This window comes from Acrocarpospora macrocephala (assembly GCF_009687865.1).
Lineage (GTDB): Bacteria > Actinomycetota > Actinomycetes > Streptosporangiales > Streptosporangiaceae > Acrocarpospora > Acrocarpospora macrocephala.
Genome location: NZ_BLAE01000006.1, coordinates 173031 through 199232, shown reverse-complemented (window position 1 = coordinate 199232; position 26202 = coordinate 173031). Strand labels below are relative to the sequence as shown.

Sequence of the window (26202 nt, the reverse complement as noted above, 5' to 3'; positions counted from 1 at the left end):
GGGAGGCGGCGGGGAAGCAGTCGTTGGTGAGTTGCGCGCTGTCCAGTGGAGCAAGCACCGGCTGCTGGTCCTGGCGGTAGTCCGGGAGGCTGCTCGGGCGCGGCATCCCCACGCGGAAATGGCGGCGCGCGCTTTCACGGCCCTATCTCAGCTCGAAGCGTCGGCACCGCGCAGCGTGGAACGCGTGCTTGGATATCCCTCCGTGGGAGGCTGGATGTGGCGGCAGCTGGGATCGTCCACCCCGATGGATCCTGGGCTGCTGGGCACGCTGGCGCTTGCGGCCGCGGTGAACGCGGGACTCGCCTGCCAGGTGGACCTACCGATTCACGGGACCTCGCTGATGCTTCCCTCCTTGGGCCTGGCCGTGCTTCCAGCCAACATAAGGGGCACTGTCACGGCATCGGTCCGCCCGGATTCCGGCGGAGGCGCGATTCTGACCATCGCCCCGAAGGAGACCGAGCCGGTCACCATTCACCTGAAGGCAGGGCAGGACGCGCCGGGCTGGCAGGCGCTTCGAGATATGTCACTCTCCACTGAATTCACCCTGACGATCGATGATCTCGATCCCTTCCGCTGGCCGAAGACCGAATCGGCGCGATCGAGGCTGCCCGCAGAGGTTCATGACCGATGGACGGCCACGGTGACGGCGGCATGGGATCTCATCGTGGCCGCTCACCCAGGCCTGGCAGCGGAAATCATGGCCGCGGTGCGCGTCGTCGTCCCGCTCAAGACACCGGCCCAGGGCTTGAAAAGCGCAACCGCGCGCGAGGTTTTCGGCACGATCGCCATGTCCGAACCGCCCGACCCGCTCACGGTCGCCGCGACTTTCGCGCACGAACTCCAGCACGCCAAGCTGACCGCGCTCCTGGATTTGGTCCAGCTCACGGTAGCGCCGCACCACGACCTCTACTACGCCCCTTGGCGGGACGACCCGCGCCCGGTGTACGGCCTGCTGCAAGGGACCTACGCCTTTCTTGGCCTGACCTCGTTCTGGCGACGCCAGCGGCTCATCGAGCCGATTTCGGAACAGGCCAGAGCGCACACGGAGTTCGCCCGCTGGCGTGAGGCGGCTTACGCGGCGACGGCCAGCCTGCTGGACGGCAAAGGCCTGACACCGGCCGGTCGCGATTTCGTGAGCGTGATCCGGAGCACTCTCGAAGAATGGCTGACCGAACCGGTGCCCGCCGCCGCGCTGAATCAGGCGCGCGCCGCCGCCATCCGGCATCGGCGCGAATGGCGGGCGCGTAACCCCGCATACGCCTAGATCGGCGGCGGGTCGAAGTCGAATTCGATCCGCACGCCGTTCACCACGGCGGTGGCGTCCGGATGCCCCATCCTTACGGCTTCGCCGTACCGGTCGAGGACCTGGTCTCGCAGCTGGACGGCTTCGGACTGTACGCCGATCGCCTGCAGATCGAGCACCAGATTGGCGGCACAGCACAGCGTCATGTAGTGGGGTGCGCCGAATAGGTCGACAAGCCGCTGGTAGGAACTGCGGCCGAGCGCCACCGCCTCGGTGTGCTCGCCCAATTCGGCCAGGTCGCTGGCGAGGTTGTGGGCGCAGGTCAGCGTGTAGTCGTGATTGGCGCCGAGGCGCTCGCCCAGTTTTGTAAAGATCGTCTGGTTGAGTTCACGTGCGCGCTCCGGTTCACCGCGAAGGCGATACAGGAGGGCGAGGTTGATCTGGCATCCAAGGGTGTAAGGGTGGTTCTCTCCGAATACCACGGGGTAGCGCGCCAGCACGTCGGAGGCGAGGTCGAATGCCTCATTCAGGCGTCCTGCCGTTCGCAACGTGTTGGAAAGACTGATCACCGCGGCCATGGTGTCGGGGTGGTTTTCGCCGAACAGCTGCTGGAACTGCTCGTGGGTCTTCCCCGCGAGCTGCAGCGCCTCCGGAAGGTCGCCTTTCCGGCGGCGGGCGATGGACAGATCCTTGGCCGCCAGCAGGGTGTTCGGGTGATCGGCCGTGAATTCACGAATGGCGTAGGCATAGGCCGCTTCCCCGAGGTCGCAGGCTTCGGTGTAGTCGCCCAGCAGGCGAACCACGCGGGCCAGCCCGTTCCAGGAGATCAGCATCGATGACTTGCCCGCTTGAGTGCGCTGGACGATCTCCTCCTGCCTGAGATACGTCGCCATGTGCAACTCACGAGCGGACTCATAATCGCTGGTGAGGGCGTGGTCCAAGGCGATGCTGTTGCGCAGGCGCAGGTGATCCAGGCTGTCCTCCGCGAAGTACCGGATGAAGGCGGGCTCCGAATCCTCGTCGAGCTTGCGGGCGCTGCGGAAGTCACCCCGGGAGCGCAGGTCCGCTCCGACACTGTTGCTCATCCACAGCCACTCCTCGGACTCGACCGGCAGAACCTGACGCATCTCTTCGAACGTCAGCTGATTGCTGTGGTACGCCTCGGCGTAGCGGCCGAGCGCCCTGAGCACATTGCCCCGGTGCCGGCGCGCGGACAGGACCATCGGATGCATGGTGCCCAGCACGGGATTCCAGCGCTCAAGCAGTTGTTCGATGAAAGCCAGCGCTCCTTCGTAGTTGCCCGCGCGATACAGATAACGGATCGCCTTGATGGCGAACGCGTGGACGTCCGGGTCCTGCGAGAGAATCAGCCCGGATGGCCCGACATGGGTGAACAGGGCGGAGAATTCCGGCCAGCGCGCCGAGTCGTCCGGGTCGTTCGGCGCCGCCCTGGCCAGCAGCAGGTGGACATCGGCCCGATAGGCCGCCCGTTCGTCTGGCGTCAGCTCCTTCTCCAGCAACGACTGGACCAGGCGGTGGACCTGCAGTGTCCCGGCTGTCGCGTCGAGTCTGGTCAGGGCGAATCGGCCCAGTTCCCCGAAGATCTTGTCCCGGAGAATGGGATCGGAGAGGACCGCTTGGAGGCGTGGCGCCCCCTCGCTCCGCCCGCGTTTGAACACCGAGGTCGGGATGGGTTCCGGGCCGAAGAACGCGCAGCATCGCAGTACTTCGAGTGCCTGGGGCACCTTGCGTTCCAGACCGGACACCGAGAGTTTCCAGACGGCGGTCATCGACATCGGGTAACCGGGCGCCCTGTTGAAGTCCAGCAGCCTGCTGGTCTGCTCTTCGAGAAGCTCGATGTATTCCTCGGCGGTGGCGCCGGTCTGCGCCTGATAGGCGCCGGCCTGCTCCAAGGCCAGGGGCAGGTCGCCCAATTTGGTGGCGAGCAGATCCGTGACCGATTCCTGGGCCGCCCGGGGCAGTCTCTTGCCGAGGAATTCCACGCTCTCCGACCGGCGAAAGACGTCGACGCGAATGGTCTTCTCGTAGTCGTCCCAGCGGGGGTTCCGCGAGGTGATCAACACATGCCCGGCGCCCCGGGGAATGAACTCCCTGATCTCCTCGGGTTCTTCCGCGTTGTCGAAGACCAGCAACCAGCGCCGGTACGGCTCACCGCGCTCCAAAGCGTCCTTGACCGCTCGCGCGGTGGCTGAGATTCCGGTGGTGGACGACGGCAGCAGTTTCAGCGAGGGCGCCAGCGCCGCCAGCGCCGCAGGCAGCAGACGGGTCTGGTCCGCGGAGATCCAGGCCACGAAATCGTAATGGGAGCGGTATCGCCAGGCATACTCGGTCGCCAGTTGTGTCTTTCCGACGCCGCCCAGGCCGTGAATCGCCTGGGCCTGGGGAAGGACCGCGGTGACCGCTCCGATGCCGTCGCGCAACTCGGTCAGGAGATCATCGCGTCCGGTGAAGTTCGCATTCCGTTCCGGAACGTTGGCCCATATCTCTGGTCTGCGGTCCGGCATCGCGTGTGCCGCGAGCGATAAGTTCGACATGTCCAGCCTCCGCCTCTGGCCAGCCTGGAATTCAATCCCTATGCCATCCTAAAGGTATAGAGGTTGTTTGAACCGCGCGCGAGTTGGAGAATCATCCTGAAGCCGGGGAATGGGTGCGGACCAGCATGATGGTTTCGGAGGAAAGAAAAGTAGTTAAGTGTCCGCGCTAATTCCATGATCTGTGTCACCGAAGAGAACCAGGAGCAGAGATGTCCGATGCACCCATCGAGGCGGGCACCACCCTCATCGACATCAGCGGTCTTTCCCTCGACGAACTCGCCGATCTTCCCAGCGCCGCGCTCGAAATGGTGCTCACTTCGCTGTTCCAGGAGGGCGCCGAGGGCGATTCGGTGGCGGCCTTCGACGCCTCCATCTGACCTGGCGGCGTTGCCGTTCCGCGTCGAGCACGGCACAGACCATGGCGCGAGCGCGAGGTGGTTCCGCAGATGGGTGAGATGGATGACGCCGCCTGGGATCGGCTCCTGCACCAGCTGCGGAATGGCGACTGCACCCCATTCCTGGGCGCGGGCGCCTGCGGCGACAGCCTGCCCACCGGCAGGAGGCTGAGCAGCGAGATGGCCAGCGAATGGAGATACCCGTACGACGACGGAGAGAATCTCACCCGAGTGACCCAATTCGGGGCCATGATGTTCGGCGATCACATCCACGTCAAGAACCTGATTCGCGATCGACTGAACGGAACCGGCACCCCCGACTTCAGTGACCCCCTCGAACCGCATGGCCTGCTGGCCGGCTTTCCGATCTCCGTTTACCTGACGACGAACTACGATGATTTCGCCTACCAGTCGTTGGCGGCCAACGGAAAAACCCCGAGCCGGGCTTCCTGCGCGTGGAACCCTGATGTACGGTACGCCCGCGAGCTTTTCGGGAGCAAGGCCGGCTGGAACCCCCAACCAATGACGCCACTCGTTTACCACCTGCACGGGACTCTGGAAGATCCACGATCCCTTGTCCTCACCGAGGACGACTATCTCGATTTCATGGTCAATCTCGCCCGCGACCGCATCACCGTTGGCAAGCGTATGCTGCCGCCCACCATTCAGGCCGCACTCACCAGGCGTTCCCTGCTTTTCATCGGCTACAGCCTGCAGGACTGGACCTTTCGCTTCATGTTCATTCGGCTGGCGCAGACGATGCCCGGGATCAACACGCGAAGGCACGTCAGCGTGCAGCTGCCACCGGAATTCCCAGTAGGCAGGGCCGAACCGGAGAAAATCAAGCGTCAGCTGGAGCGGTACTACGAGCGCTGGAAGATCTCCATTTTCTGGGGCACCGCTCAGGAGTTCTGCGCCGAGCTGCGCGCACGGATGGGAACGACATCATGATTCCTGACATCGTTCCCGCGGCTTCGATCGACGAGCCCTACGTGGGTCTGCGTGCTTTTCAGGCGGACGAGAGCGGCAAGTTCTTCGGCCGCGAGCAGGAGGCCCATCAGCTGTCGGATCTCTGGCAGGCCAATCGGATGACGATCCTGCACGCTCCGTCGGGGATGGGTAAGACGTCGCTGATCCAGGCGGGGGTGCTCCCGCTGATCGAACCGTACAAGACCGATGTGCTGCCGATCGGCCGGGTCATTTACAGCTCGTCGTTTCCCACGCCGGCGCTGCCCGAGCACAATCCCCACGTCTTCGCGCTGCTTTCCTCCTGGTCGCCGCAGGAGGCGCCGATGCGGCTGGCGCGGATGACGTTGCGTGGCTTCCTGGCCAGGCGGTTGTCGAGGCTCGACCCGTACGGCGATCCGGTCCTGGTGCTCATCGCGATCGATCAGGCGGAGGAGTTGTTCATCGACTCGATCGAGCGGCGTCCCTATCGGGAATGGTTCATCGCGCAATTGGTGGAGGCGCTGGATGACGATCCCAACCTGCGCCTGCTGGTCTCCATCAGGGAGGATCTGCTCGGTGAGCTTCAATCGTACGAACTGCAGCTGGCCGGCATCGACCGGGAGTATTTTCCGCTCGCTCCGTTGAGTTGCGCCGAGGCCGTTCACGCGGTGGAGGATCCGCTCGCCGAGCCGCGGCGGGCATTCACCGCGACACGGCGGGCATTCGCCGATGGCGTGGCCGCCGCGCTCGTCCAGGATTTACGGATGGTGGACATGGCGTCCGCCTCGACGGCCGAAGGTGCGGACCTGCCGTTGCTGGAGACGGTGGAGCCGGCCCGGCTTCAGGTCGCCTGCTCCACGCTGTGGCGGGCGCTGCCACCCGAGGTCACCCTCATCACCTCCGCGCATGTTCGCCAATACGCGCTGACCGATCCGTCGCTGACGGAATTCGGTGACGGAGTGCTGGCGGGGGTCGCCGCCAGCCATTCCTATCCTGGCGGTCCGGCCGGGCTCAAGGCCTGGTTGCGTGCCAACTTCGTCGATCAGGCGGCTCACCGCCGGCGCGTTTACCAGGGGCAGACCCTGACGGCGGGAGTTCCGAACGCGATCGTTCGCTCTCTCGCCAGCCGTAACATTCTCCGAATCGAGAAGGTGCTCGACGAACATTGGTGCGAGCTTTCCCACGATCGGCTGGTGGAATGGGTCACGCGGGATGCGTACACGTCGATGGTGGACGAGAGGCCGCCCACTGCGGAGCATTTCCTGCACCAGGCTGAGCTCGCCCTGGCGGAAGGCAATCTCGTGGTGGCCCGTGGACAGGCCGAACTCGCCGCCTCGGTCACAGCCGACGATCTTCAGCTGAACGCGGAGATCGAATCGTTTCTGGGAAACGTCGCGTACAAGCAGGACGAGTTTCAGCGGGCGGTGGATCACTATGAAGTGGCCGCGACGCTGTTCACCAGGCTCGGCGACGCCACCGAGGCGGTGGGCAGGCTGCTGGCCGCGATCGGCCGGGTGCGGATGTACCAGGGGTTCCCCGACCAGGCCGTCAGAGAACTCACGGCCGCGCTGGATCGGGTCGGTGGCGGGGACGTGAGCATCATGACCCAGCTCGGCTGGGCGCTGTGGTACGGCGGGGAGCCGTCCCGGGCGAAGGAGATCCTGGACGGCCTGCTGCTCCAGGAGGGCAGAGTCGCCGAGGCGTTACGGGCCAGAGGGGAGATCCTGGCCGATCTCGGCGAACCCGCGGCGGCGCTGCGGGATCTGGACCAGCTGGGTCCGTTGCAGTATCCGAGCGCCCGCGCCGCGCGCGCCTTGGCCCTCGGGCAGGTCGGTCGGCGGGCCGAGGCGGAGCTGGAGATCGCCGAGGCGCTGTCGGAGGCCCCTGACCAGGCCACAGTGCTGATCTATGCGGCCCGGCTGCGGCGGCTGGCCGGGGATCGGTCGGATGCCGCCGGCCTGGCCAGGCAGGCGCTCGCGGCTCCGCCGCCGATGCTTCCCGTGCATCTTCGGGTCCTGGCCGCCGAGCTGATCGGACCCTAGCGCAGCGCGGGCCACTTGCCGTACCCCCAGACGGTGAACGTCACGAACAGGGTTGCCGACAGCGTCACCACGGCCAGCACCCAGGTCGCCGGAGTGACGGTGAACCAGGCGACGAGCGCGGCGCCGGTCGGAGCGGCCACCGAGGAGGCGACCCGTCCCGCCAGCCGTGAGGCGCTGGCCACCCGCGCGCGCCATTCGTCCGAGACGTGCTCGGCTTCGAAGGTCTTGTGCGCGACATTGTTCAGGCTGCCACTCAGGCCGCTGAGGAACATGGCCAGCGCGAAGCTGAGCGGGCTGTGCCAGGTGGCCGCGATGAGCAGGGCCGGTGTCCAGATCCACAGTTGCAGGAACCACATTCCGGCGGGGACGGTGAATTTCATCGCCAGCAGCGAGCCGAGAACGCCGCCCATGCCGCTCGCGGAAAGCACCAGACCGACGACGGAGGGGGACAGGTCGTAGGAGCCGGCGATGAACACCATGATCAAAGCTTGGATCATGAGGTTGGTGAACGCGGTCGTGGAGGTGACGGCGAGGAGGAACTTCCGTCTGCGCACCACTTTGAAGCCATCGATGGCTTCGGCCAGCAGATTGCGGTCGACGGGTTGGGGCACCGTCTCCGCCTTGACTCGCCGGAGCAGGACGTACGAGCTGATGAACAGCACCGAGCTCAGCAGGAACGGCGCGAAGTGCGCCAGGCTCATCAGAAAGCCGCCCAGCGGGCGGCCGGACAGTGCGGCGCCGTGCGTTCCCAACTCGATCCGGGCGTACGGCCCTGCGCTCGTCGCCGTGTCGCGTTCGTCCAGGAGTGTCGGCAGCACAGCGGTCTCAGCGAGGGTGTAGAAGACCCACATCAACCCTTCGATACCTGCGGCGATGAACAGGTGGATCAGGAAGAACTGCCCGAAGGCGAAGGGAATGAGCACGCTCGCCATGACGATCACACGGGTGGCCTCGGTCCAGAGCATCACCCTCCGGGGGCCGACTCGATCGATGATGGCGCCGGCGGGCAGGTAGAGGATCACGCCGGGGATCGTCCAGACGAAACCGACCCAGGCGGCGATCGCCGACGACCCCTGTGCGTAGTGCAGTGCCAGCAGTGGATAAACCACGCCGAGCGTGCGGAAGGCCACGCCGGAGCAGATCGAGGCAGTCCAGAGCCGGGAGAAATATCCCAGCCCGGGGTTCTCCTGTTCGGTCTGCTGGACCGGAGTCACTGGTGGAATTGCCCTTATTTCCAGGTCGGCCGTCACGTTGAAGCCGTCTAAAGTGGTTGTCGCGGTGGATGCCGGCTCCGGTCGGGTAAGGGTTTGCTCGCTCATTTTTGTTCTCTTCGATAGTCCGGGATTCTTGAGCTGATGTCGTCAGCGGCAGGGGTTGAAATTTCCGGAATATCGAGATGTCGCGTGAATTCTGCGTAACGAGCGGTGCATGGGCGGTTGGTCCTCTCGGCCGAAAGGGCCGGAGGTCGGCGGCCCGTGGTGGAAGGTGCTCATGCCCGTGATTCCGGGCCAGAGCCTGCCATCCCCGATGTGGTTCATGCCCGGGCTTCCGGTTTGGTCGCGCTGGAAAGGCGCTTCTGGTGCTAAAAGCGCCAGAACCACACTGCCAGGAGGCCAGGGCGATGGTCTAAACCATACCCAACATGATCTTGGTTCGCTATAGATTCCACCGGGAAGATGCCTTCGCGGGGCGAAAAGCTTTGGTATAGTGATCCGCTTCTGGCGCGGCATGGAGTAGTTCAGTGCTACTCCTCGTGGCGCCGCCTCCATTGATTGATTGCAACCCGATCGCGTGTCCTGGATTATCCGGCAGGTGCGGGCGTTAAGAAATTTCTCGCATTCGCGGTGACCCGCCTAAAAGGTGGCCGGAGTGGCGGACTATGGGGCGTCCAGGTCGACCGTGAACGGATTTTTGTCGCAAAAGGAAGCGGTTGGCCGCTCCGTATGCCGCGTTCACGCCGATGAAGACGCCGGGGATGCCGTACAGCAGAGATGCTGCACCTCCGACTGCCTGAGCAGTGATGTTCACGCCCGGACGTTGGAGATTTCGGAGGGTGGTGGCCGAGCCCATGATGGCCAGCGTGGTGAGGATGGAGGTGATGACCAAGCGACGAAACACGGGCACTCCGAGGAGGGTGATTACTTTGAGTAGTCACTTCCTCTGGGAGAGTGGCGTTTAACGCTCTGTCGCGTCATGATTTCGTCAGATGCCTTTGAAGGACTGCGTGATCCTGCGGAGGGCGGGCCGGTCGCGGTCGGCGTTGGAGGCGAAGGTCCAGGTCATCACTCGGTGGTAGTTCTTCGCACCCTCGATCACGGTCATCCAGTACACGAGTTTGAGGCCGTTCAGGGTGATGTCGAACTCGTACTCCAGCGCAGGGGAGCCATTGATGGTGAGACTCTTGGGCTCGGACTGGTGGGTCACGTCCATGGACGTGCTCAGCTCATCGATGCTGAGCTCGGCGAGCCCCGTCAAGTCCACATCGAAATCCTCCCGAGGCTGGGACAACACCAAGAGGTATTGCGTGACCTTGGGATCCACCAGCTCGATCTTGCCGATCGGGTTGAGCTCGTAGGGCTTCCAGTCGTTGGGGACGGTCACCTGGGCGGATTTGTCGTCGGCTGTGACGACCTTGCGCGATCTGATAGGGGTCGGGCTCGGACTGGCGGTGGTCTGCGTGATGACCGCCGCGGGTTGCTGGGTGGCGGCCTTGTTGCCCGCTGCCACGATCGACGCGACCATGATCGCCGTCACGCCGACGAGGGTGGCCGCGCCCACGATCCACGGGGCCAATGACGTCTTCGCCGGAGGCGGCGGAGGCCCGATGGTGTCCTGCGGATATCCGCCGGGGCTGGGCAGCTGCCAGGGGTTTCTCTGCTGATCCTGGGGCGGTTGCGGTGGCCACATGTGCGGTGCTCGTCCTTTACCGGAGACCGGACCGGGACCGCCCGGACGGTGAGGTTTCGACGAGCGTAGAGGCCTGTCATCGCCTTCTTCTGCGCAAAATTACGCACCCGCCCCCGTGTGATTCCCCGCCCGCTGGGTCAACCATTGCCCAAGGCGCGTCGCTCCTGGCTTTTTTACGCGGTACGGGGAATAGATGCCCGAAGGCAAAGATGTGCGCACCTGGGTTGACCTGGTCTTGAGCGTGGATATGTTGGAGGGGTCGCGGTTAATCCTCGACCCAAGAAGCCGCAAGGTCCGCGCTCTCGGTCACCCCCGTTTGGCAAAGCGGACACAGCCCCACTGTCTACAAAAAGCAGCTCCAGGCTTGCCGTCCTGCGGCGCGGTCTCGTAAAGCCGGAGTATCGCTCTTGGAACCAATGACGACTTACAGCGACGCCCTGCTCAAGGTGGCCGACTCCCAGCTGGGATACGCCGAAGTGAACGGTGCCTCGAAGTTCGGCGAGTGGTTCGGCACGCATGTCGCCAAGAAGCCCGGATTCAAGGATGCCGCCTGGTGCGACATGTTCGTCTCCTGGGCGGCTCACCAGACCGGCCAGGCGGAGAACGTCGGCCAGTTCGCCTGGACCCCCGACCACGCCAAGTGGTTCCAGAAGCAGGGGGCCTGGGGCAGCACTCCCAAGCCCGGCGCCGTCGTCTTCTTCGACTGGGGTCACTCCAAGAACGTGAACGCGATCGACCACGTCGGCCTGGTGAAGTCCGTCATCAGCGACACCGAGATTCGCACCATCGAGGGGAACATCTCCAACGCGGTGGTGAGCAAGATCCGCGATCACGACACGATCGTCGGGTACGGATACCCGGACCAGGTCCGGGAGAACCAGGCGAAGGCCGTCGCGGCCACCGCGCAGACCAAGCCGATTCCGCCCATGCCGGGCGATGCCTCCACCCCCGACCCCGTGGCCGCGGGCGCCCTGCTCCTCCCCGTCGCGTTGATCTTCGCGTACGCCAAGAAGCACGGCAACCTGCACCGGATCCTCTCCCCGCTGGTCCCGCGCGCCAAGCGCTGACAGACCTGGAACCGGGGCAGACGCCGAGATCCCCCTGCTGGACGTCTGTCCCGGTTTTGCTGTGCATGCTCAGAGTTGGGCGATCAACCAGCTCGGGCCGACGACCAGGGCGCCCAGTTCGGTCACCCGCTCGCGTAGACCGCGGTCGGCGGTGATGACCAGGGCGCGTTCCCAGGGGCGTACGGCGCCGACCACCTCGACGATCGTGTCGTCGCCGCTGCCGGGCGCGGGCAGGACGGACAGGGCGGGGTTGAGCGGCGGCGGGGTGGCGGCGCGGGCCGCGCCCTCGACGACGGCGACCATGCGGGGGTAACGCCAGGCGAGGTCGGGGACGCCGTCGATCGGGCGCTGGAGGCCTCGGTCGGCGAGCGCGCTCAGCTCCTCCAGCAGCCGGGTCGTCGCGCCGGCCCGGTCGCGCCACCAGCCGTGCTGGGCGCGGGCGCCGATGATGTTGGCCATGTCCAGGATGAGGACGAGCGGGTCCAGCGTGGGCCGCACCTGCGGCCAGGTTTCGGCGAAGCCGGGGTGGAGCTTCTTGCGGTTGATCCGGTCGGCGGAGACCCAGCGCAAGGCGATGCTCTCCCCGTTGGCGGGCGCGGCGAACAGCAGCTCGGACGCCTCGGCGATCACGGTGTGGAACGTCCAGCCGCCGTGATCGTCGAGATAGACGCCCTGCACGCGAAGCCGGTCGCCGGTGAGGGCGGCCTCCTCGTGAGCCTCGCGCAGGGCGCTGGCGATCGCGTCCTCGTGGCTGTCGCGCGCTCCGCCGGGCAGCCCCCACGTCCCGCCGTGGTGGCTCCACCAGGAGCGTTTTTGCATCAGCACGTACGGACCTTCGGGGGTGTGGTGGACGGCGAGCAAGCCGGCCGCGCCGTGCACGCCCCAATGTTGGTGCCCCCGATCACATCGGGCCCAGCCGTCACCATCCTTTTCCGCCATGAGTCCAGTTTCGCTCACCAGGCTTCTAACGGAACCGTCATCCCTTGCTCGAACAGGACGATGCCGTCCTCGAGGCGGACCACCACGATCTGAGTCGCCAGGCCGGCTGCCTGGACTCCTTCCGCCGCTTCGTGGGCGAACTCGGCGAAATGGTAGCGGTCCACCGTGGTGAAATCGGGGGCCGGACGGGTGCAGCGCACCTCGTACCGATCCGCGGGCCAGATCGTCGGTAGGGGGCTCGAACGGAGCCACTGTTGCATCGTCGTCTCCTGTCGCGCCGCGTCACCCTTGACCACGGTCGCCGCAAGCAGTTGACCGTGCCAGCGCCGATACCGCTAGGTTGTGACGCGGCCGATGACTGATCGTTATGGAGTGGTAAGCCATCCTTCCTGATCTGTCCTCATCCGAGGGTTAACGTATGGTCCCTCACCTGCGATCTGCCACTTCCAGCAGTAGTGGGCTGCCGATAGCACGACATTCCTCGCCCGCCCCACCTAGTGGTGGGGTGGGCGTTAGGGTGATTTTTCATGAATCGACTCGTTCCAGTTTTTGCTGTTGCCGTCTTTGCCCTTGCTGGGTGTTCCGGGACGGACACCGCGGCTCCCGCGGACCCCGGCACCGTCGCCAGTTCGGCGGCGGCGAACCCGACGGAGTCGGCCATCACGATCGCCGCCGCTCCCGAACTCTCCGACGCCCAGAAGCAGGAGTTCCTCACGGCGTTGAAAGAGGTCGACGCGGGGTTGGCCACCAACGAGGTCCAGGCTCTTTCGGTCGGAATCCAGGTGTGCGAGAAGATCATCGCCTCGCCCGACGACCCCATGACGTTCTCCCAGTTCGCGGCCGACCAGCTGGCCGTGGACCTGCCCAAGGCAGAGGGTTTCGTGGCCGCGGTCAGCATGTGGTGCAACCCTGAGTGACGCGGTCATCCGCCGAGCTGTCAGCGCGTGGATGTCGTCCCTTAGTGACCCTTGGTGATGAAGGGATCTTTGGTGATGAAAGGTCGCGCTTCCGAGGTAATCCGGTCCCCGTCCATCTGCCCGGGATGGGGATCATCCGGATAAGCAGGTGAGGGCGTCTTCGCGCAGGTCGAGGGCCTGGAGTTGCTCGATGAGCGCACGCCGGTCGGCGGGAGTGAGCCTGGCGTGGACGAGACCTCGGGGGACGAGGATGACGTCGCCGGAGGCCGGGCACGGGAGGAGGTCGAGCGGGAAAGCCATGGCCCGATCCTGGCAGACGGCACCGACAGTTCTGCGGTTACCCATCGCTGACCTGCTGGTTCGAGGCGGGTTCGTCGCGCAGGCGCTGATGGATCTGCAGCACGAACGGCGATGATGTCCGGCTGGATCCTGTCTAGCGGCCGCTCTTGGAGAAGTGCTGGTAGTCCTTGATGCCGGACCAGTCGCCGCCCCAGCCCCAGCCGATCGCCGCGAAGGCACGGACGACCTTGTCGCCTGGGTTGATCACTCCGGGCTTGTCGAGCGGGCGCTTGACGTACGCGTCGGCGTTCCTGTGGGCGTTGGAGCCGTCGGCCTCGAGGTAGGGGTTCTCGCGCGGGTTGAGGTCGACCGCGAAGCCGTACGCGTGCTGGGACCAGTGGGTTGAGCCGGTCGCGGCGCGGCAGTTGAAGGCGGAGGTGTTGTCGACGTCGATCGAGTCGTAGTCGTCGCCTTTGTAGACGTCGACGAGTTCCATACGGCGGATGGGGTAGCGGTCGTCGTACAGCTTGCGGAAGACCGAGACGACGTCCTTGGCGACCGAGGCGTTGAGGACCATTTCGCCGGTGTGGGCCTTTTTGTCGAAGCCCCAGTAGGTCATGGTGACCAGGCGCAGGTCGTTCAGGGCGACGGGGCAGCCTTCGCGCCAGGAGTATTTGACCTGCTGGCGGGTGACTGGGCTGATCTTCGCGGTGAATTCGGGGGGAGCGGTGGGGGTCGCGGCCGGGGGTGAGGCTGCTGGGGTCGGGGGCGTCTGGGTCGAGGGGGGTTCTGGCGTGAGGAGCGCCTGGGAGGCGGTCTGGGCTCCGCATGCGGACGCGCCTAGGAGCGCCAGGGCGATCACGATGGCTGACCTGCGGGTGGACATGGGTTTGAGGGTACCTACACCGCTCGCGGGGGTCCCGGGAACGAGAAGATGGATGTAATGCCTGGTCAGGCGGTGTTTCCGCGCTCGTGCGAGCCTTGTTGTGACACGAAACCCTTGCGGGTCCTTGGGCGGCTTTTAGGGGAAATATCATCGCTCTTTGGGCGGGTCTTGGTTGTGGGCCGTGGTCGAGCTGCCGCTTGGTCTCGTCGTACGCCCCTGCTGACTGCGCCGCGCGGACGCTGTCGCGCTATATCCCGACATAGCCGGGCCTAAACGATCTTTGAACGAGCTTTTCTCGGGAAAGGCTCGCGCACATGTTCGATCCCGCGCTACAGTCATCGGCATCGGATCGAACATGGGTTCGTACCGGGCTCCCTTGGGAGGCGGTCGCCCATACGCGCAGGTGAGGAGGAGCGCATGGCACTGCTCGCGGCTCCGATCCCGCCCACCCGATGCCCCGGCACCCGCCGTTCCGCGACACGCCGTAGCGCTTTCTATGGAAATCTACGACGGCCGCTATATCCGGTCATAAAGTCCGACAGCGTGGACCCTGTGCGTAACCCCTACGCCCCCGGCGCCGGCCAGCGTCCCCCCGAGCTCGCCGGCCGTGATCGTGAGCTCCAGCAGTTCGAGGTCGTCCTTGAGCGGGTGGCCCGCGGCCGCCCGGAGCGAAGCATGGTCGTGACCGGGCTGCGTGGCGTCGGTAAGACCGTGCTGCTCAACACCTTCAAGTCGATGGCCATCCAGCGCCTCTGGGGCACCGGCAAGATCGAGGCACGGCCGGACCAGTCGATCCGCCGCCCGGTCGCCGCCGCGCTGCACATGGCGATCCGCGAGCTGGCCCCCCGGCATCGCGGCCCCGAGCGTATCGATGAGTTCCTCGGCGTGCTCAAGGCGTTCGCGATGCGCGACCCCGGGGCGGCCAAGGGCACCTCGCACTGGTCGCCCGGCATCGACGTCCCCGCCAGCCGGGGGCGCGCCGACTCCGGCGACCTGGAGATCGACCTGACCGAGCTGTTCGTGGACGCGGCCAGCGTGGCCACCGACCTCGGCGTCGGCATCGCCCTGTTCATCGACGAGATGCAGGACGTGCCGGCCTTGGACGTCTCCGCCCTCTGCGCGGCCTGCCACGAACTCTCCCAGACCAGCGGCCGGTTGATCGTGGTCGGCGCGGGACTCCCGCACCTTCCCTCGGTCCTGTCGGCCAGCAAGAGCTACTCCGAGCGGTTGTTCAGGTATGCGCGAATCGACCGCCTCGACCGCGAGGCCGCCGACCTGGCGCTGATCGCCCCCGCCCAGGAGGAGGGCGTCGCGTTCACGCCGGAAGCGCTTGACGCGCTCTACGAGGCGGCCGACGGCTACCCCTACTTCGTCCAGGCGTATGGCAAGGTCGCCTGGGATCTCGCGCCTCGGAGCCCGATCACCGCCGAGGACATCAAGGTGTCCGCTCCGGAGGCCGAGGAGGAACTCGCGGTCGGCTTCTTCGGCAGCCGTTACGAGCGTGCCACCCCGGCAGAACGCGACTATATGCACGCGATGGCGCAACTCGGGGACGAGCCCGTGCCCACCGCCGATGTGGCCGACGCGCTCGGCCGCAAGCCGTCCAGCCTTTCCCCGGCGCGCGACAGCCTGATCAAGAAGGGCCTGATCTACAGCGCCGAACGGGGGCAGATCGCCTTCACCGTCCCTCACTTCGGGAGGTTCTTACGTGCCCAGCCGATCTGACCGCTGGGCCCATTGACCTCTCTACGGCTTTCTAGCGGGGAAGCTAGAGAGCCGTAGAGAGTCCAATCGCCGCGCCTGGATTCAGGAATCTACGGCTCTCTAGTGTCAGGCCGATACAGGGATAGATTCCTGCAGAGGCGCCTGCCGCCCGTCCGCGCCCACGATCGCCGCGCGGACGGGCGGGCGACGGCCGCTCAGGTAGACCGCGAAGACGACATCCGATCCATCCACCGCGTCGAACGCGAAGAAGCGCCAGCAGAGTTCACGCCAGCTGTCGGAGGGCTCCTCCGATTTCAGCATCGGGTAATGGGCGCGCCAGGCCGTGCTCGACCGCAGCCGGGAGAAGGCGCGGTCGGCGGGGAAGGGGCGCTGTTCGCAGGGGGCCCGGTAGCGGAGCCGGGCCAGGGATTCCTCGATCTCGGGGGAAAGGATCAGGAGCAGCATGATGCCGCCGCCGAGCCAGGCCGCGAAGGTCCACGTCAGATGGGGCAGGCCACTGGTGTTGTGGAGCGCGATCATGATCGCCATCGTGGTCAGCACCACCGTGCGGCCGATGGATCGCAGACCGACCGGTCTGGCGCTGACCTCGCCGAAGCAGCCGCAGCCCACGTCAGGGCGGCGCCTTCGCAGGTCCCACAGGACATATGTGGACACGGCGAAGAACGCGACCGTCATCCAGCGCGGGACGGGGTGGTCGAAGAAGACCAGGCCGATCGCGAGGCCGAACTCGACCACGGCACAGAAGATCATCGCTGGCCGGCGGAACCGTGCAGGCATCAGCACCGCTGGGCCCAGCCTGGCCAGCGCGCCGGGCTCCGCGTCACTGCCGACGCTGGCCAGCTTGGCCACGCCGCCCAGCGCGAACATGAACACCAGGATCGGCTCCGCCGCCGCCGCGATCGTCTCGCTCACCCAACATCCTCCTTCTGCCCCGAGCCGTCGCGCGTCACGTCAACCCCACCCGCGCGTTGAAGCACCCCTTGGTCAGATCCCCGCCGAGCTCGACGTACGAGGTGGCCGAGAGTTCCACGATGCGGCCGCGCGGCGAGGTCCCGCATTCCACGCATCGATCGCAGAAGCGTCCGGCCAGGCAGCCGCACGCCACGATCGGCAACGCCGCCGCCCGCCCCGCACAGACATTCCGCACAGACAACATCGACCCGAGCGCTAGGTAAGGCAGCCCGGCGCACGAGACGCCCGCATCCTCGCATTCCGAGTCGGACCGCTCCAACATCGCATAAGCCGCGCCTCGATCGGTGAAGTCCGACCAGACCGCGGTCCCGGAGATCTTCGACTGGACCCCGCCGTAGGCCGGGGGCGGCGGCGGGACGGATTCAGCCCGGTAGGCGGGCTGCGAGGTGGCCGGAAGCTGGGCGAGCGGAGTGCCGTCGCGGAGCACGCCGATGGCGTCGAAGAGATAACCCGGCTCCAGCTTCGGATACCGCACCCGCACTCGCCCGGAAGATCGATAGGGGATCACGATCGACCGGTGTCCGCGATGCGGGCCGCAGTCAAGCTCGATGGCGAGGTCGGTCCGGCCGCTGACCGAGCGGATGATGCCGGTCATCCTGGTGATATCCGCCCAGATCCGGTCCACTACCTTGCCGGAACGCAGGGCCCTGATGATCACCCGGGACCCGACCGGAAGATCTGCCGGCGTGGTGGTCCCACCCCGCCACGCGGTCGCCCACGGCGCGATCACGAGCCGCTCCTCGTCACCGTCATCGGTCTCCACGATGATCAGGTGCGGGCTGACATCGAGGATCACGCCACTGACCGCGTCCAGCATCACGCCGTCGTCGGCCGCCAGCCGAGCCGGATCAGGATCCCGGCCGAGTACGGCTGCCGCCAGCGCGCGCCTACGTTCAACATGCATCGCCACACCCACCAGCCTCACATGATGTCTAGCCTGATAGGGGGATAATTTCCGCGCTGGGCGGTGTGTGGTAGCAGAATTCCCACTCCTGGTGGAATCCGTTGACCCCGAGTCGGGGCAAACCCGACCCTAATCGGCTGTGCCGTACCCGATAAAGAGCAAAGTCGATCGTGTCAGCGGGCTTAAATGATCTTTGCGGTCAGCAGTGCGAAACCTTGATTCCGGCTCAGCCGGACGAACGGCTCGGGCTGGGATTCTGATCGCATGATCGCAAGCCACGAGGAGTTCCGGGAGTACGTGGTGACTCGCGGGTCGGCCCTGCTGCGCGCGGCGAACCAGCTTACGGGCAACCCCGCCGACGCCGAGGATCTGCTGCAGGCGGCGCTGGCCAAGACATATGTGGCGTGGGACCGGATTCAAGATCGTGCCGCGCTGGATGGGTACGTGCGCCGGGCGATGGTCAATATCAATATCTCATGGTGGCGCCGACGAAAGCTGGAGGAGTACCCCTCCGACGAAATTCCTGACATTCCCGTCTATCAGGATCCCGGTCATCGGTACGACGAGCTGGAGAACGCGCTGAGCCGGCTACCGGCCCGGCAGCGGACGGCGATCGTTCTGCGGTACTACGAGGACATGACGGAACCCGAGATCGCCAAAGCGCTGGGGATCAGCGTCGGGACCGTGAAGAGCACGGTCTCCCGGGCCATGGCGAAGCTCCGCGGCGACATGCTCATCCCTGGCCAGCGTCAACCCTTGGGTTGATCACCCCGGCGGTGGCGCAGGGGCGTACCACATCACGAATAGTCCGGAGCATGTCCAGAAATATCGTGAGTTGTTCTGGGGTCAGCAGGCCGGTGAACCAGAGTTCGATGTCCGCCAGGTGCTGGGGGAGCACTTGCTGAAGGCGTGCGTTGCCCGCCTCAGTGATCACCGCGTAGGACGCCCGCCGATCGGTCGCGCATGCCTCGCGCACCACCAAGCCTTCGCGTTCCAGCCGGTCCACGACCCGGGTGATCCCGCTCGTCGACAATGACGTCTGGGCGGCGAGGTCACTCATTCGCAGGCTCTGCCGGGGCGACCGGGCGAGCCGGATCAGCGTCTCGAAGTCGACATCCGACAGCCCTGCCTTCGCGATTCCGGCATTGGCCTTGTCGGCTATCCCGGTGTAAACCTCGGCGAACAGCCCCATCGCTGTCAGCCGAGGATCTTCAAAAGCGTCCATGCTCAGAAGTCTACGCGACGGTAGTTGACGTGAGGAATATTCCTCGTGTAGACATTTGTTGCTGCAAACATCCGCAAGGCAACAATCTCTGGAGATCAGCTATGAGCGTTCGTGAGTGGCAGGGCATCACCATCCCGGTCGCCGGTGAGTTCGCCCTCGACGGGGCACACACCCGGGTCGGATTCGTCGCCAAGCACATGATGGTCAGCAAGGTCCGTGGCAACTTCGCCGAGTTTAGCGGCAAGATTGTCATCGCCGAGAACCCGGCCGAATCAGCCGTGGACGTCACGATCCAGGCGGCGAGCATCAACACTGGCGTTGGCGACCGCGACACCCACCTCCGCGGCGACGACTTCCTGTCCGCCGACAAGTTCCCCGAGGTGACGTTCCGCAGCACGGCCGTCCAGGACTTCAGCGGAGACGAGTTCACCCTGGTCGGCGACCTCACCATCCGCGACGTCACCAAGCAGGTCGCGCTCAAGGCCGAGTTCGGCGGCGCCGCCACCAACCCGTGGGGCCAGGAGATCTTCGGTTTCTCCGCCGAAGCCGAACTCGACCGCGAGGTCTTCGGCCTGACCTGGAACCAGGCCCTGGAGGCCGGCGGCTTCCTCGTCGGCAAGAAGATCAAGATCGAAATCGAAGGCGAAGCGGTACGGCAGGCCTGAACCCCCTACGAGGGACAGGCGCGCGCAGCCGGGCCGCAGAACTCGCCCATCCTGACCGCGACCTGACATCGAGGCGAGCTCGCGCAGCACGGTCCCGTCCGATCAAGCCCGAAGCCGCTCTGACCTCAGGTGGAACGGCCCGCATGCCATCCACACCTTGCGCACAGCCCTTATCCACAGCCTGTGGATAAGGGCTGTGCGCTTCCCGGACCCCACACTGGACTGCCCGCCCTGCGCCACACCTCAATTCACTTTGCCGCCTCGCACGATCGCCGGTACTCTGTCCTGAGCCACATCGGCTACCGGGAGGTTTCGCCTAGTCCGGTCTATGGCGCCGCACTGCTAATGCGGTTTGGGTCTTAAGCCCATCCGGGGTTCAAATCCCCGAACCTCCGCAGTTCAATGGCCCTCTCCCAGCCCGGGAAGAGGGCCATTTTGATCTTAATCAAGATCAAATCCTCGATGTGATGCCGATGTGAGGCCAAGATCGCGGAGCCGTCGCTTCCGGGGGATGAGCGCAGTGGCCGCCTTGGCGTCTGTTTTCAGTCCGGGAAAGGCCATTCTTGACCTCTAGACCACTCCGGTGGGCACATGGTGGGCACGCCCGGAGGCGATCTCGCTTTCTGGACCAAGAACCTTCGGGCTGATCAGTTGCCGATGTGGAGGACCGCTGCGCCGTTCATGCGGTCGGCGGCCAGATCGGTGAGCGCGTCCGCGGCGTTGGCGAAGTCGTACGGGACGGTGGTGACCTGGAGGGGGTTGTGTGCGGCGAATGCCAGGAACGCGTGGCCGTCCTCGCGGGTGTTGGCGGTGACGCTGCGCAGGACGCGCTCCTGGAAGAGGTGTCGTTCGTAGGTGAGGCTGGGGATGTCGGTGAGGTGGATGCCCGCGACGGCGAGCGTGCCGCCGCGGTCGAGCGCCTCCAGCGCCACGGGAACGAGATCACCCACGGGGGCGAAGAGGATGGCCGAATCGAGTGGTTCGGGCGGTGCGTCATAGGCGCCCCGTGCCGACGCCGCCCCCAAGTCGAGGGCAAGCTCGCGCGCTTTCTCCGACCTTGTCAGCACATGTACAGCAGCGCCTTGGGCGATGGCCACTTGAGCGGTGAGATGCGCTGACGCGCCGAAGCCGTAGATGCCAAGCCGGCCACCGGGCGGGAGGTCGGCCTGGAGCAGTGCACGATATCCGATGATTCCGGCGCACAGCAGCGGAGCCAGCTTCTCCGCAGGATGATCCTCCGGCAGCGGATAGACATAGGCCTCGGGGGCGAGAAGGTATTCGGCGTAGCCGCCGTCCGCATCCCAGCCGGTATACGTGGAATACGGGCAGAGGTTCTCCGCCCCGCGCAGGCAATATCGGCATGTGCCACAGGTCGACCGCAGCCAAGCCACCCCGACCCGAGACCCGACCGTCAGGTCCGCATTCGTCGCCCCTGCCACGATGTGCCCGACCGCCTCGTGGCCCGGAACCGTGCGCGGCCGATGGGGTTCAAGGTCGCCTTCGGCGAGGTGCAGGTCGGTACGGCACACCGCGCAGACCTCAACCTTGATCAGCACCTGGCCCGGAAGGGGTTCGGGCACCGGAATTCGCACCCGCTTCAACGGCTCAGTCGACATCGGCCCTGGCCGATCAACGACCCAAGCGTTCATCTCGTCCGGAATCCGCACCATGAGTCCGACGATAGGGCGGGCAGGGCGGACCGCGCGTCAGGGCACCTCTCTCATTAGGCCAACGTTCGATCAGCGCGTCCTTGAGCCGCGCACAAGACAGTGTGGCGGCTGGAGCAGCATCCCCCCACAGGCGACTATTCACGTCAGCTGTGAGAGCGGGCATCCAAGGGCGGCCGAGCAGTGCGTTGTCGAGAGCCTGGGCACCTACGGGAGCTCCGGGCCAGCTTCCAAGAGTTCCCTCAACCACGTCATCACGCATGGCGATGAGTCTGACACCCGCTGTTACCCGTCATTCGGTATGACCACGAGAAGTCATTGAAGATGAGCATGCTGGGGACCGAAATCCTGCGAAGGTCAGCGACACTCTCGTGAGCACGACGAAGAGTTGACATCATGGCTCGTGCTTGCCTGGGCCCGGACGCGCCCAGGCTCGGGACCGTGACGTCGTCCTCTTCTGCCGAGATGAGTGACACCAGTCGAGGATTGGTGAAGTTCACCCTCGTTCCAGTCTAGTTGAACTTGTGATTACGCTACGGCCACAGTAGCGTCGTTCTACTTGCTCCTCAGGACTGGGTATGGACAAAGTTCGCTATGCCTTCGCCTGGCGTCTTCTGGCTTCAAAGAATCATTTGGATCTTCGACCGACGTAGGTCTGTAACAGCAGCGGGCGCGGTGGTAATGACCGGATCGCTAGTCGGATTGGTGTGGACTGTTGCTGAGGCCGCGGGGGTCAAGGGTTCTGTGCCCCTGGCCGTCCTCCTTATCTTGTTTTCCGGGCTAGGAGTCGTACTAGTTTCCGCTGTGGCGGGCCCTCTTAGATGGTTTATTCTGTTTCGGGCCGTGCGGGACTACGTTCATACCCGCCTCCTTCGTGAGCTGACTGCGGAGAAGGTCCTAGTCGGGATTGGCCCCGGAGGGGCGATCGCGGTTGGGATGGTGGCGAAGGCGATTCGAGACCTGGGATACGAGCCACCGTCCGTCCTTGTCTTTGACATGCGGTACGAGACTCGTGGAAAAAACCCCCGGATCGGCGCTCTTTGGCCGGAAAGCTATCAACTAGACGGCAACCGCTGCTGGATCATTCAAGGGAATGTCAGCAGTGGACGCTCGCTTCAGGAATTGCGGGAAAGGTTCTCGCTTGCCGATTGCCCTGTCTTCGCATTCGTCGTCTCGGAACATGTGGCGGTTCGAGAGAATATTGCCGCTTACATGGCAATCGGTAGTCGTAACGTCCTACCGTGGATCACTGAGCAACCTACTTCATGACAATCCATCAGCTCTACCCCAACAAGTCGGGAACTGTTGCACCCCACATATAACGCGCACTAATCTGCCGCGAAGAGCGCAGCGTCGACGACAGCACACGCCGTGCAATTGGGCGCTGGCTACCGCCACGACGAGCATCATAGCGTCGGCATGAGCATGACTGGCGATTATGGGTCAGGACATATTGCAGTGATGATGCTCACCGGGAGCGACGCACCGTGCTCATGACCAGTGACGCTCAACACCCGCCACCGACAGAATCCTGAGCCCGCCGTCCGGCAGCGTAATTCCCGAAAATCAGATGAATGCTGGAAAGCATCCTTGTTACCGTTCTTATGCCGGAACGGTAAACCGGGTGTGGGGCAGTTTGGTCAGCCCGCCTGCTTTGGGAGCAGGAGTATCGCAGGTTCGAATCTGCCGCCTGGACGTGGTATTCCAGCAGGAGCTGAGCACTGGTGAGCTCATTCGGTTGTAACCCGGACGCATTGCTGTGGTGGTTCGAATCCATCCTCCTGCACTTGCCCGAGAGGGCCACTTTAGCCTGGAACGCGAGGCCAAGTGGTTCTGTCGGTCGCGGCTGATAGCAATTACTCTGCAGCCCAGCGCGGAGTCCGAGGGGCTCGGGTGTCCCCCTACAGATATTGAGGTGTGAAATGTCGTCTCTTACCGCTACGGTCGTGCCGTGACCAAGCTCAACCAGATCCTCGCCGTGGAGAAGGGCGTCAAATCCGACGTCCAGCGTAAGGTGGCCGACGCGCACAACCTGATCAACAAGCCTCCGCTGCTGTCCGGCATCTCCCGGACGTACCAGCCGATCGACGATGAGGGCGAGCAGCTTCCGCCGGAGTCGACGCGGGTGCAGGTGCAGGCCGAGCAGGTGCTCACGGATGTGACGGTGACGCTGACCCGGCTCTTCGACGTGACCGCGACCAAGGATGTCGCGAACTGCTCGGCGAAGGCCGACGTGAAGATCGACGGGGTCGTGCTGGTGCCCGACGTGCCGGTGACGTACCTGCTGTTTCTGGAGAAGCAGCTCGTCGACCTGCACAATTTCATTTCACGGCTGCCGACGCTGGATCCGTCCGAGAGCTGGGCGCGCGACGAGAACACCGATTCTTGGCGAACCGAGCCGGTGAAGACGACGCGGACCAAGAAGGTGCCGCGCAACCACGTCCTGGTCGCCGCGACGGAGAAACACCCGGCGCAGGTGCAGGTCTACAACGAGGACGTCATCGTCGGCTACTGGACCAAGGTCGGCTTCTCCGGCGCGGTTCCGCAGCGCCGGGTGAACGAGTTACTGGCCCGCGTCGTCAAACTTCAGGAAGCCGTCAAGTATGCCCGCGAGGAGGCCAACGGCACCGAGATCGTCGACCAGCGGGTCGGCGAGGCGCTGTTCGGCTACCTGCTGGGCTGGCACGTCATGGACCCCCGTTCGCGAGAGCGGGTGCGCGAGGAGCGCAAGCTGAAAATGAAGCTGAAACTGAACCACGGTGAAAAGTTCGGGTTCGATCCCCGACTCCGGAACTCACGCCGGAGTAGCCCAATGGTAGAGGCAGCCGTTCAATCTCAGGCTCTCGCTCCAGATTCAGCATTATCCGTCGGGCGCCAGAACAATTGAATGTTGACAGAGCAGGTCGGGGTGCGGGTTCGATTCCCGCGGGGTGCTCCACATGCGCCCCTAGCTTAATAGGAAGAGCACGATCTCTTTAGACTGACCAGCATTCTTAAACGAGCTGACGTCCTATATGACGGAAACTTCAGACCCCCGGGCCCAGGGCAGGTCCCGGGGGTCGCCGTCGCTCTACGAGGTCGAAGGCGTCGTGTTGCCGGGACACTACATTCCCGCGTAGTACGCCGCTGCCTGCGCCCGGCTTTGCAAGCCGAGTTTCGTGAGCACCCGGCTGACGTGCGTCTTCGCTGTCGGCTCGGCGATGTCCAGCTCGCGGGCTATCTCCGCGTTCGACAGCCCTCGGCCGAGGCATTCGAGGACTTCCCGTTCGCGGGCGGTGAGTCCTTCGGGTTCGGGTCGCTCTGCCGTACGCGTCTGGGCGAAAGCGCTGATAAGCCGCCGGGTGATCGACGGCGAGATGAGACCGTCGCCACGCGCGACCAGCCGCACGGCCTGGACGAGCGTGTCCGCGTCGGCGTTCTTGAGCAGAAACCCCGCAGCTCCCGCACGGAGGGCACCGAAAACATACTCATCCTGGTCGAACGTGGTCAGGATGATCACGTCCGCGACGCCGTTCAGTTCCGCCGTGGCCGCGATTCCGTCCAAGCGCGGCATGCGTATGTCCATGAGCACGACATCTGGCCGCATTTCGAGGGCCATGTCCACCGCGGTACGCCCATCCGCCGCCTCACCGATCACCTCAATGTCGGAAGCTCCACCCAGAATCAGCAGCAGCCCCGCGCGCACGGCTGCGTGATCGTCCGCGACCAGCACCCTGATCATGGCGTCTCCTCCGGAAGGGGCAGCTCGGCGCGGACCCGCCAGCCGTTCAGGTACGGCCCCGCCTCGAACGCGCCCCCGATGAGCGTGGCGCGTTCCCGCATCCCGACCAGCCCCGCCCCTGCCCCCGGCAGGATCGGGTGATGATCGCCGACCGGATTGTCGACGGTCACGATGACCATGTTCGGACCATAATCGAGGGTGACGTCGGCGGGAGCCGTACCGTGCTTGAGGGCATTCGTCAGGGATTCCTGAAGGATCCGATAGGCGGCGAGATCGACAGCGGCGGGCAGATCGCGAGCCGAACCGTTGACCGTGAGCGTGGCCCGAAGTCCCGATCGTTCGATCAGGTCCCCGGCGTCGGCGAGCCTGCGCCGCGTCGGTTCGTCCTGATCTGGCGTCTCCGCACGAAGCAGGCCGATCATGGCGCGCATCTCCGCCATCCCCTGAACGCTGTTCTCCCTGATTGACTCCAAGATCGCCTGTACGGCCCGGGGTTCCAGGTCCGAGCGGGAGAGCACCCCCGACGACTGGATGGCGATCGCGCTGAAATGATTGGCGACTAGGTCGTGGAGCTCCCGGGCCATTCGCGTGCGCTCGGCGGTGATCGCCAATTGCTGGTCGAGTTCGGCCAACCGGGCGATCTGCTCCGCCCGGGTCCGCTCGGCCTCAGCCTGGTCACGATGCTGGCGAACGATGACCGCTGTGATCACCGGGCCGATTCCGATCAGGCCGGCCTGAACGCCCACGATCGCGATCGCCCGCCAATCCTGGGCGGCATATCCGGCGGCCGCGCCGATCACGAGCGTGATCACCGGAGTGATCCGGAGAAGCGCGCGGGACAGCGGCGCAGGGCCGTACAGGGCGGCGGCATAGATGTTGTCGGTAAATATCAGGACTGTGCCCAGGGAAGGGCCGAGGAGGATGTCGCCCAATAGGGAGACAAATCCCAGCACGAGGGTGAGGATCGGCGCCCGGCGGCGTAGCGCGATGCCGGCGCAGCTGATCGCGAGCGGTCCGATGAGCAGGCTCGGCGGCGTCGCTCTCGGGATGAACACACCCGCGGCGAGCAGGACAAGACCGGCGATGAAGAACACGCCGGCCATCCAGGTGTCCTGCCGGAGGGGAGCCATGCCTCTATCTCATCA

Annotated in this window: 24 protein-coding genes and 3 tRNA genes; 14 read left to right on the top strand and 13 right to left on the bottom strand. The window is 65.1% G+C overall.

Going from position 1 to position 26202, the window contains the following annotated elements:
- The first annotated feature begins 214 nt into the window (after positions 1-214).
- Positions 215-1264, top strand: coding sequence for an HEXXH motif domain-containing protein (locus tag Amac_RS05580; protein WP_246268085.1), 1050 nt, complete (start codon positions 215-217; stop codon positions 1262-1264).
- Here Amac_RS05580 and fxsT read toward each other — a convergent pair.
- Positions 1261-3798, bottom strand: coding sequence for an FxSxx-COOH system tetratricopeptide repeat protein (fxsT, locus tag Amac_RS05575; protein WP_155353227.1), 2538 nt, complete (start codon positions 3796-3798; stop codon positions 1261-1263). The two genes, Amac_RS05580 and fxsT, sit on opposite strands and share 4 nt — an antisense overlap.
- Positions 3799-4007: 209 nt before the next feature.
- On the opposite strand from fxsT, the gene fxsA reads away from it, so the two are divergent.
- From fxsA to Amac_RS05560, 3 genes are all read left to right on the top strand, one after another.
- Positions 4008-4175: an FxSxx-COOH cyclophane-containing RiPP peptide gene (gene fxsA, locus Amac_RS05570; RefSeq protein WP_155353226.1), complete on the top strand. Its 168-nt coding sequence runs from the start codon at positions 4008-4010 to the stop codon at positions 4173-4175.
- A gap of 69 nt (positions 4176-4244) precedes the next feature.
- Positions 4245-5144: an SIR2 family NAD-dependent protein deacylase gene (locus tag Amac_RS05565; protein ID WP_155353225.1), complete on the top strand. Its 900-nt coding sequence runs from the start codon at positions 4245-4247 to the stop codon at positions 5142-5144.
- Entirely contained in the window at positions 5141-7183 is a 2043-nt protein-coding gene (locus Amac_RS05560) for a tetratricopeptide repeat protein (protein ID WP_155353224.1), read from the top strand. The genes Amac_RS05565 and Amac_RS05560 overlap by 4 nt, the downstream gene beginning before the upstream one ends.
- Here the strand turns inward: Amac_RS05560 and Amac_RS05555 are convergent.
- Both Amac_RS05555 and Amac_RS05550 read right to left on the bottom strand, forming a co-directional pair.
- A complete protein-coding gene (locus Amac_RS05555; protein ID WP_170322334.1) occupies positions 7180-8397 on the bottom strand; it encodes an MFS transporter in 1218 nt (405 codons plus the stop codon). The two genes, Amac_RS05560 and Amac_RS05555, sit on opposite strands and share 4 nt — an antisense overlap.
- Before the next feature lie 988 nt (positions 8398-9385).
- Positions 9386-10090 carry a hypothetical protein gene (locus Amac_RS05550; RefSeq protein ID WP_155353222.1) on the bottom strand — a complete coding sequence of 235 codons (705 nt, stop codon included), beginning with the start codon at positions 10088-10090 and terminating at the stop codon, positions 9386-9388.
- A gap of 416 nt (positions 10091-10506) precedes the next feature.
- On the opposite strand from Amac_RS05550, the gene Amac_RS05545 reads away from it, so the two are divergent.
- Positions 10507-11157: a CHAP domain-containing protein gene (locus tag Amac_RS05545; protein ID WP_155353221.1), complete on the top strand. Its 651-nt coding sequence runs from the start codon at positions 10507-10509 to the stop codon at positions 11155-11157.
- A 69-nt stretch (positions 11158-11226) separates the two neighbouring features.
- On the opposite strand, the gene Amac_RS05540 is transcribed toward Amac_RS05545, so the two are convergent.
- Both Amac_RS05540 and Amac_RS05535 read right to left on the bottom strand, forming a co-directional pair.
- Positions 11227-12096 (bottom strand): NUDIX hydrolase, encoded by an 870-nt coding sequence (locus Amac_RS05540; protein ID WP_155353220.1) that lies wholly within the window; start codon positions 12094-12096, stop codon positions 11227-11229.
- 14 nt (positions 12097-12110) lie between these two features.
- Positions 12111-12356 carry a hypothetical protein gene (locus tag Amac_RS05535; RefSeq protein WP_155353219.1) on the bottom strand — a complete coding sequence of 82 codons (246 nt, stop codon included), beginning with the start codon at positions 12354-12356 and terminating at the stop codon, positions 12111-12113.
- A gap of 267 nt (positions 12357-12623) precedes the next feature.
- Here Amac_RS05535 and Amac_RS05530 point away from each other — a divergent pair, with 267 nt between their 5' ends.
- On the top strand, positions 12624-13013 hold the full coding sequence (locus Amac_RS05530; protein WP_155353218.1) for a fimbrial protein: 390 nt from the start codon (positions 12624-12626) through the stop codon (positions 13011-13013).
- A 132-nt stretch (positions 13014-13145) separates the two neighbouring features.
- On the opposite strand, the gene Amac_RS05525 is transcribed toward Amac_RS05530, so the two are convergent.
- Both Amac_RS05525 and Amac_RS05520 read right to left on the bottom strand, forming a co-directional pair.
- Positions 13146-13313 (bottom strand): hypothetical protein, encoded by a 168-nt coding sequence (locus Amac_RS05525; RefSeq protein WP_155353217.1) that lies wholly within the window; start codon positions 13311-13313, stop codon positions 13146-13148.
- Positions 13314-13446: 133 nt separating this feature from the next.
- Positions 13447-14178 carry a M15 family metallopeptidase gene (locus tag Amac_RS05520; RefSeq protein WP_155353216.1) on the bottom strand — a complete coding sequence of 244 codons (732 nt, stop codon included), beginning with the start codon at positions 14176-14178 and terminating at the stop codon, positions 13447-13449.
- Between the two features lie 543 nt (positions 14179-14721).
- Between Amac_RS05520 and Amac_RS05515 the strand changes: the two genes are divergently transcribed.
- Positions 14722-15903: an ATP-binding protein gene (locus Amac_RS05515; protein ID WP_155353215.1), complete on the top strand. Its 1182-nt coding sequence runs from the start codon at positions 14722-14724 to the stop codon at positions 15901-15903.
- Positions 15904-16008: 105 nt separating this feature from the next.
- Here Amac_RS05515 and Amac_RS05510 read toward each other — a convergent pair whose 3' ends face one another.
- Together Amac_RS05510 and Amac_RS05505 are read right to left on the bottom strand one after the other, a co-directional pair.
- The gene (locus tag Amac_RS05510) at positions 16009-16815 is read right to left on the bottom strand and encodes a MauE/DoxX family redox-associated membrane protein (protein WP_155353214.1); all 807 of its coding nucleotides are present in this window, start codon (positions 16813-16815) and stop codon (positions 16009-16011) included.
- A gap of 34 nt (positions 16816-16849) precedes the next feature.
- Positions 16850-17779 carry a hypothetical protein gene (locus tag Amac_RS05505; RefSeq protein ID WP_155353213.1) on the bottom strand — a complete coding sequence of 310 codons (930 nt, stop codon included), beginning with the start codon at positions 17777-17779 and terminating at the stop codon, positions 16850-16852.
- Between the two features lie 264 nt (positions 17780-18043).
- On the opposite strand from Amac_RS05505, the gene Amac_RS05500 reads away from it, so the two are divergent.
- Complete coding sequence (locus Amac_RS05500) at positions 18044-18544, top strand: SigE family RNA polymerase sigma factor (protein WP_155353212.1); 501 nt, start codon at positions 18044-18046, stop codon at positions 18542-18544.
- Here Amac_RS05500 and Amac_RS05495 read toward each other — a convergent pair.
- On the bottom strand, positions 18513-19004 hold the full coding sequence (locus tag Amac_RS05495; RefSeq protein ID WP_155353211.1) for a MarR family winged helix-turn-helix transcriptional regulator: 492 nt from the start codon (positions 19002-19004) through the stop codon (positions 18513-18515). The genes Amac_RS05500 and Amac_RS05495 overlap by 32 nt on opposite strands.
- A gap of 101 nt (positions 19005-19105) precedes the next feature.
- On the opposite strand from Amac_RS05495, the gene Amac_RS05490 reads away from it, so the two are divergent.
- Positions 19106-19669: a YceI family protein gene (locus tag Amac_RS05490; RefSeq protein ID WP_155353210.1), complete on the top strand. Its 564-nt coding sequence runs from the start codon at positions 19106-19108 to the stop codon at positions 19667-19669.
- Between the two features lie 305 nt (positions 19670-19974).
- Positions 19975-20064: transfer RNA gene (locus tag Amac_RS05485), tRNA-Ser, on the top strand.
- Between the two features lie 252 nt (positions 20065-20316).
- Here the strand turns inward: Amac_RS05485 and Amac_RS05480 are convergent.
- Positions 20317-21339, bottom strand: a complete 1023-nt coding sequence (locus Amac_RS05480) for a zinc-binding alcohol dehydrogenase family protein (RefSeq protein WP_373869804.1) — start codon at positions 21337-21339, stop codon at positions 20317-20319.
- An 840-nt stretch (positions 21340-22179) separates the two neighbouring features.
- Between Amac_RS05480 and Amac_RS05475 the strand changes: the two genes are divergently transcribed.
- The 4 genes from Amac_RS05475 to Amac_RS05460 all read left to right on the top strand — a co-directional run bounded on the left by Amac_RS05475 (position 22180) and on the right by Amac_RS05460 (position 24223).
- Positions 22180-22605 (top strand): hypothetical protein, encoded by a 426-nt coding sequence (locus tag Amac_RS05475; RefSeq protein WP_155353209.1) that lies wholly within the window; start codon positions 22180-22182, stop codon positions 22603-22605.
- A gap of 351 nt (positions 22606-22956) precedes the next feature.
- A tRNA-Pro gene (locus Amac_RS05470) sits at positions 22957-23031 on the top strand.
- Positions 23032-23043: 12 nt separating this feature from the next.
- Positions 23044-23122, top strand: a tRNA-Tyr gene (locus Amac_RS05465).
- Positions 23123-23287: 165 nt separating this feature from the next.
- A complete protein-coding gene (locus Amac_RS05460) occupies positions 23288-24223 on the top strand; it encodes a DUF7873 family protein (RefSeq protein ID WP_246268084.1) in 936 nt (311 codons plus the stop codon).
- A gap of 216 nt (positions 24224-24439) precedes the next feature.
- On the opposite strand, the gene Amac_RS05455 is transcribed toward Amac_RS05460, so the two are convergent.
- Both Amac_RS05455 and Amac_RS05450 read right to left on the bottom strand, forming a co-directional pair.
- The gene (locus tag Amac_RS05455; protein WP_155353208.1) at positions 24440-25057 is read right to left on the bottom strand and encodes a response regulator; all 618 of its coding nucleotides are present in this window, start codon (positions 25055-25057) and stop codon (positions 24440-24442) included.
- Positions 25054-26187 (bottom strand): sensor histidine kinase, encoded by a 1134-nt coding sequence (locus Amac_RS05450; RefSeq protein WP_155353207.1) that lies wholly within the window; start codon positions 26185-26187, stop codon positions 25054-25056. Before Amac_RS05450 ends, Amac_RS05455 begins: the two co-directional genes overlap by 4 nt.
- Positions 26188-26202 lie beyond the last annotated feature (15 nt).

What these genes read in the sequence shown, in the direction of transcription:
- Amac_RS05580 (WP_246268085.1), top strand. Translation starts at nt 215, where the DNA reads ATGTGGCGGCAGCTGGGATCGTCCACCCCGATGGATCCTGGGCTGCTG.
- fxsT (WP_155353227.1), bottom strand. Translation starts at nt 3,798, where the DNA reads ATGTCGAACTTATCGCTCGCGGCACACGCGATGCCGGACCGCAGACCA.
- fxsA (WP_155353226.1), top strand. Translation starts at nt 4,008, where the DNA reads ATGTCCGATGCACCCATCGAGGCGGGCACCACCCTCATCGACATCAGC.
- Amac_RS05565 (WP_155353225.1), top strand. Translation starts at nt 4,245, where the DNA reads ATGGGTGAGATGGATGACGCCGCCTGGGATCGGCTCCTGCACCAGCTG.
- Amac_RS05560 (WP_155353224.1), top strand. Translation starts at nt 5,141, where the DNA reads ATGATTCCTGACATCGTTCCCGCGGCTTCGATCGACGAGCCCTACGTG.
- Amac_RS05550 (WP_155353222.1), bottom strand. Translation starts at nt 10,090, where the DNA reads ATGTGGCCACCGCAACCGCCCCAGGATCAGCAGAGAAACCCCTGGCAG.
- Amac_RS05545 (WP_155353221.1), top strand. Translation starts at nt 10,507, where the DNA reads ATGACGACTTACAGCGACGCCCTGCTCAAGGTGGCCGACTCCCAGCTG.
- Amac_RS05540 (WP_155353220.1), bottom strand. Translation starts at nt 12,096, where the DNA reads ATGGCGGAAAAGGATGGTGACGGCTGGGCCCGATGTGATCGGGGGCAC.
- Amac_RS05535 (WP_155353219.1), bottom strand. Translation starts at nt 12,356, where the DNA reads ATGCAACAGTGGCTCCGTTCGAGCCCCCTACCGACGATCTGGCCCGCG.
- Amac_RS05530 (WP_155353218.1), top strand. Translation starts at nt 12,624, where the DNA reads ATGAATCGACTCGTTCCAGTTTTTGCTGTTGCCGTCTTTGCCCTTGCT.
- Amac_RS05525 (WP_155353217.1), bottom strand. Translation starts at nt 13,313, where the DNA reads ATGGCTTTCCCGCTCGACCTCCTCCCGTGCCCGGCCTCCGGCGACGTC.
- Amac_RS05520 (WP_155353216.1), bottom strand. Translation starts at nt 14,178, where the DNA reads ATGTCCACCCGCAGGTCAGCCATCGTGATCGCCCTGGCGCTCCTAGGC.
- Amac_RS05505 (WP_155353213.1), bottom strand. Translation starts at nt 17,779, where the DNA reads ATGCATGTTGAACGTAGGCGCGCGCTGGCGGCAGCCGTACTCGGCCGG.
- Amac_RS05500 (WP_155353212.1), top strand. Translation starts at nt 18,044, where the DNA reads ATGATCGCAAGCCACGAGGAGTTCCGGGAGTACGTGGTGACTCGCGGG.
- Amac_RS05495 (WP_155353211.1), bottom strand. Translation starts at nt 19,004, where the DNA reads ATGGACGCTTTTGAAGATCCTCGGCTGACAGCGATGGGGCTGTTCGCC.
- Amac_RS05490 (WP_155353210.1), top strand. Translation starts at nt 19,106, where the DNA reads ATGAGCGTTCGTGAGTGGCAGGGCATCACCATCCCGGTCGCCGGTGAG.
- Amac_RS05480 (WP_373869804.1), bottom strand. Translation starts at nt 21,339, where the DNA reads ATGGTGCGGATTCCGGACGAGATGAACGCTTGGGTCGTTGATCGGCCA.
- Amac_RS05455 (WP_155353208.1), bottom strand. Translation starts at nt 25,057, where the DNA reads ATGATCAGGGTGCTGGTCGCGGACGATCACGCAGCCGTGCGCGCGGGG.
- Amac_RS05450 (WP_155353207.1), bottom strand. Translation starts at nt 26,187, where the DNA reads ATGGCTCCCCTCCGGCAGGACACCTGGATGGCCGGCGTGTTCTTCATC.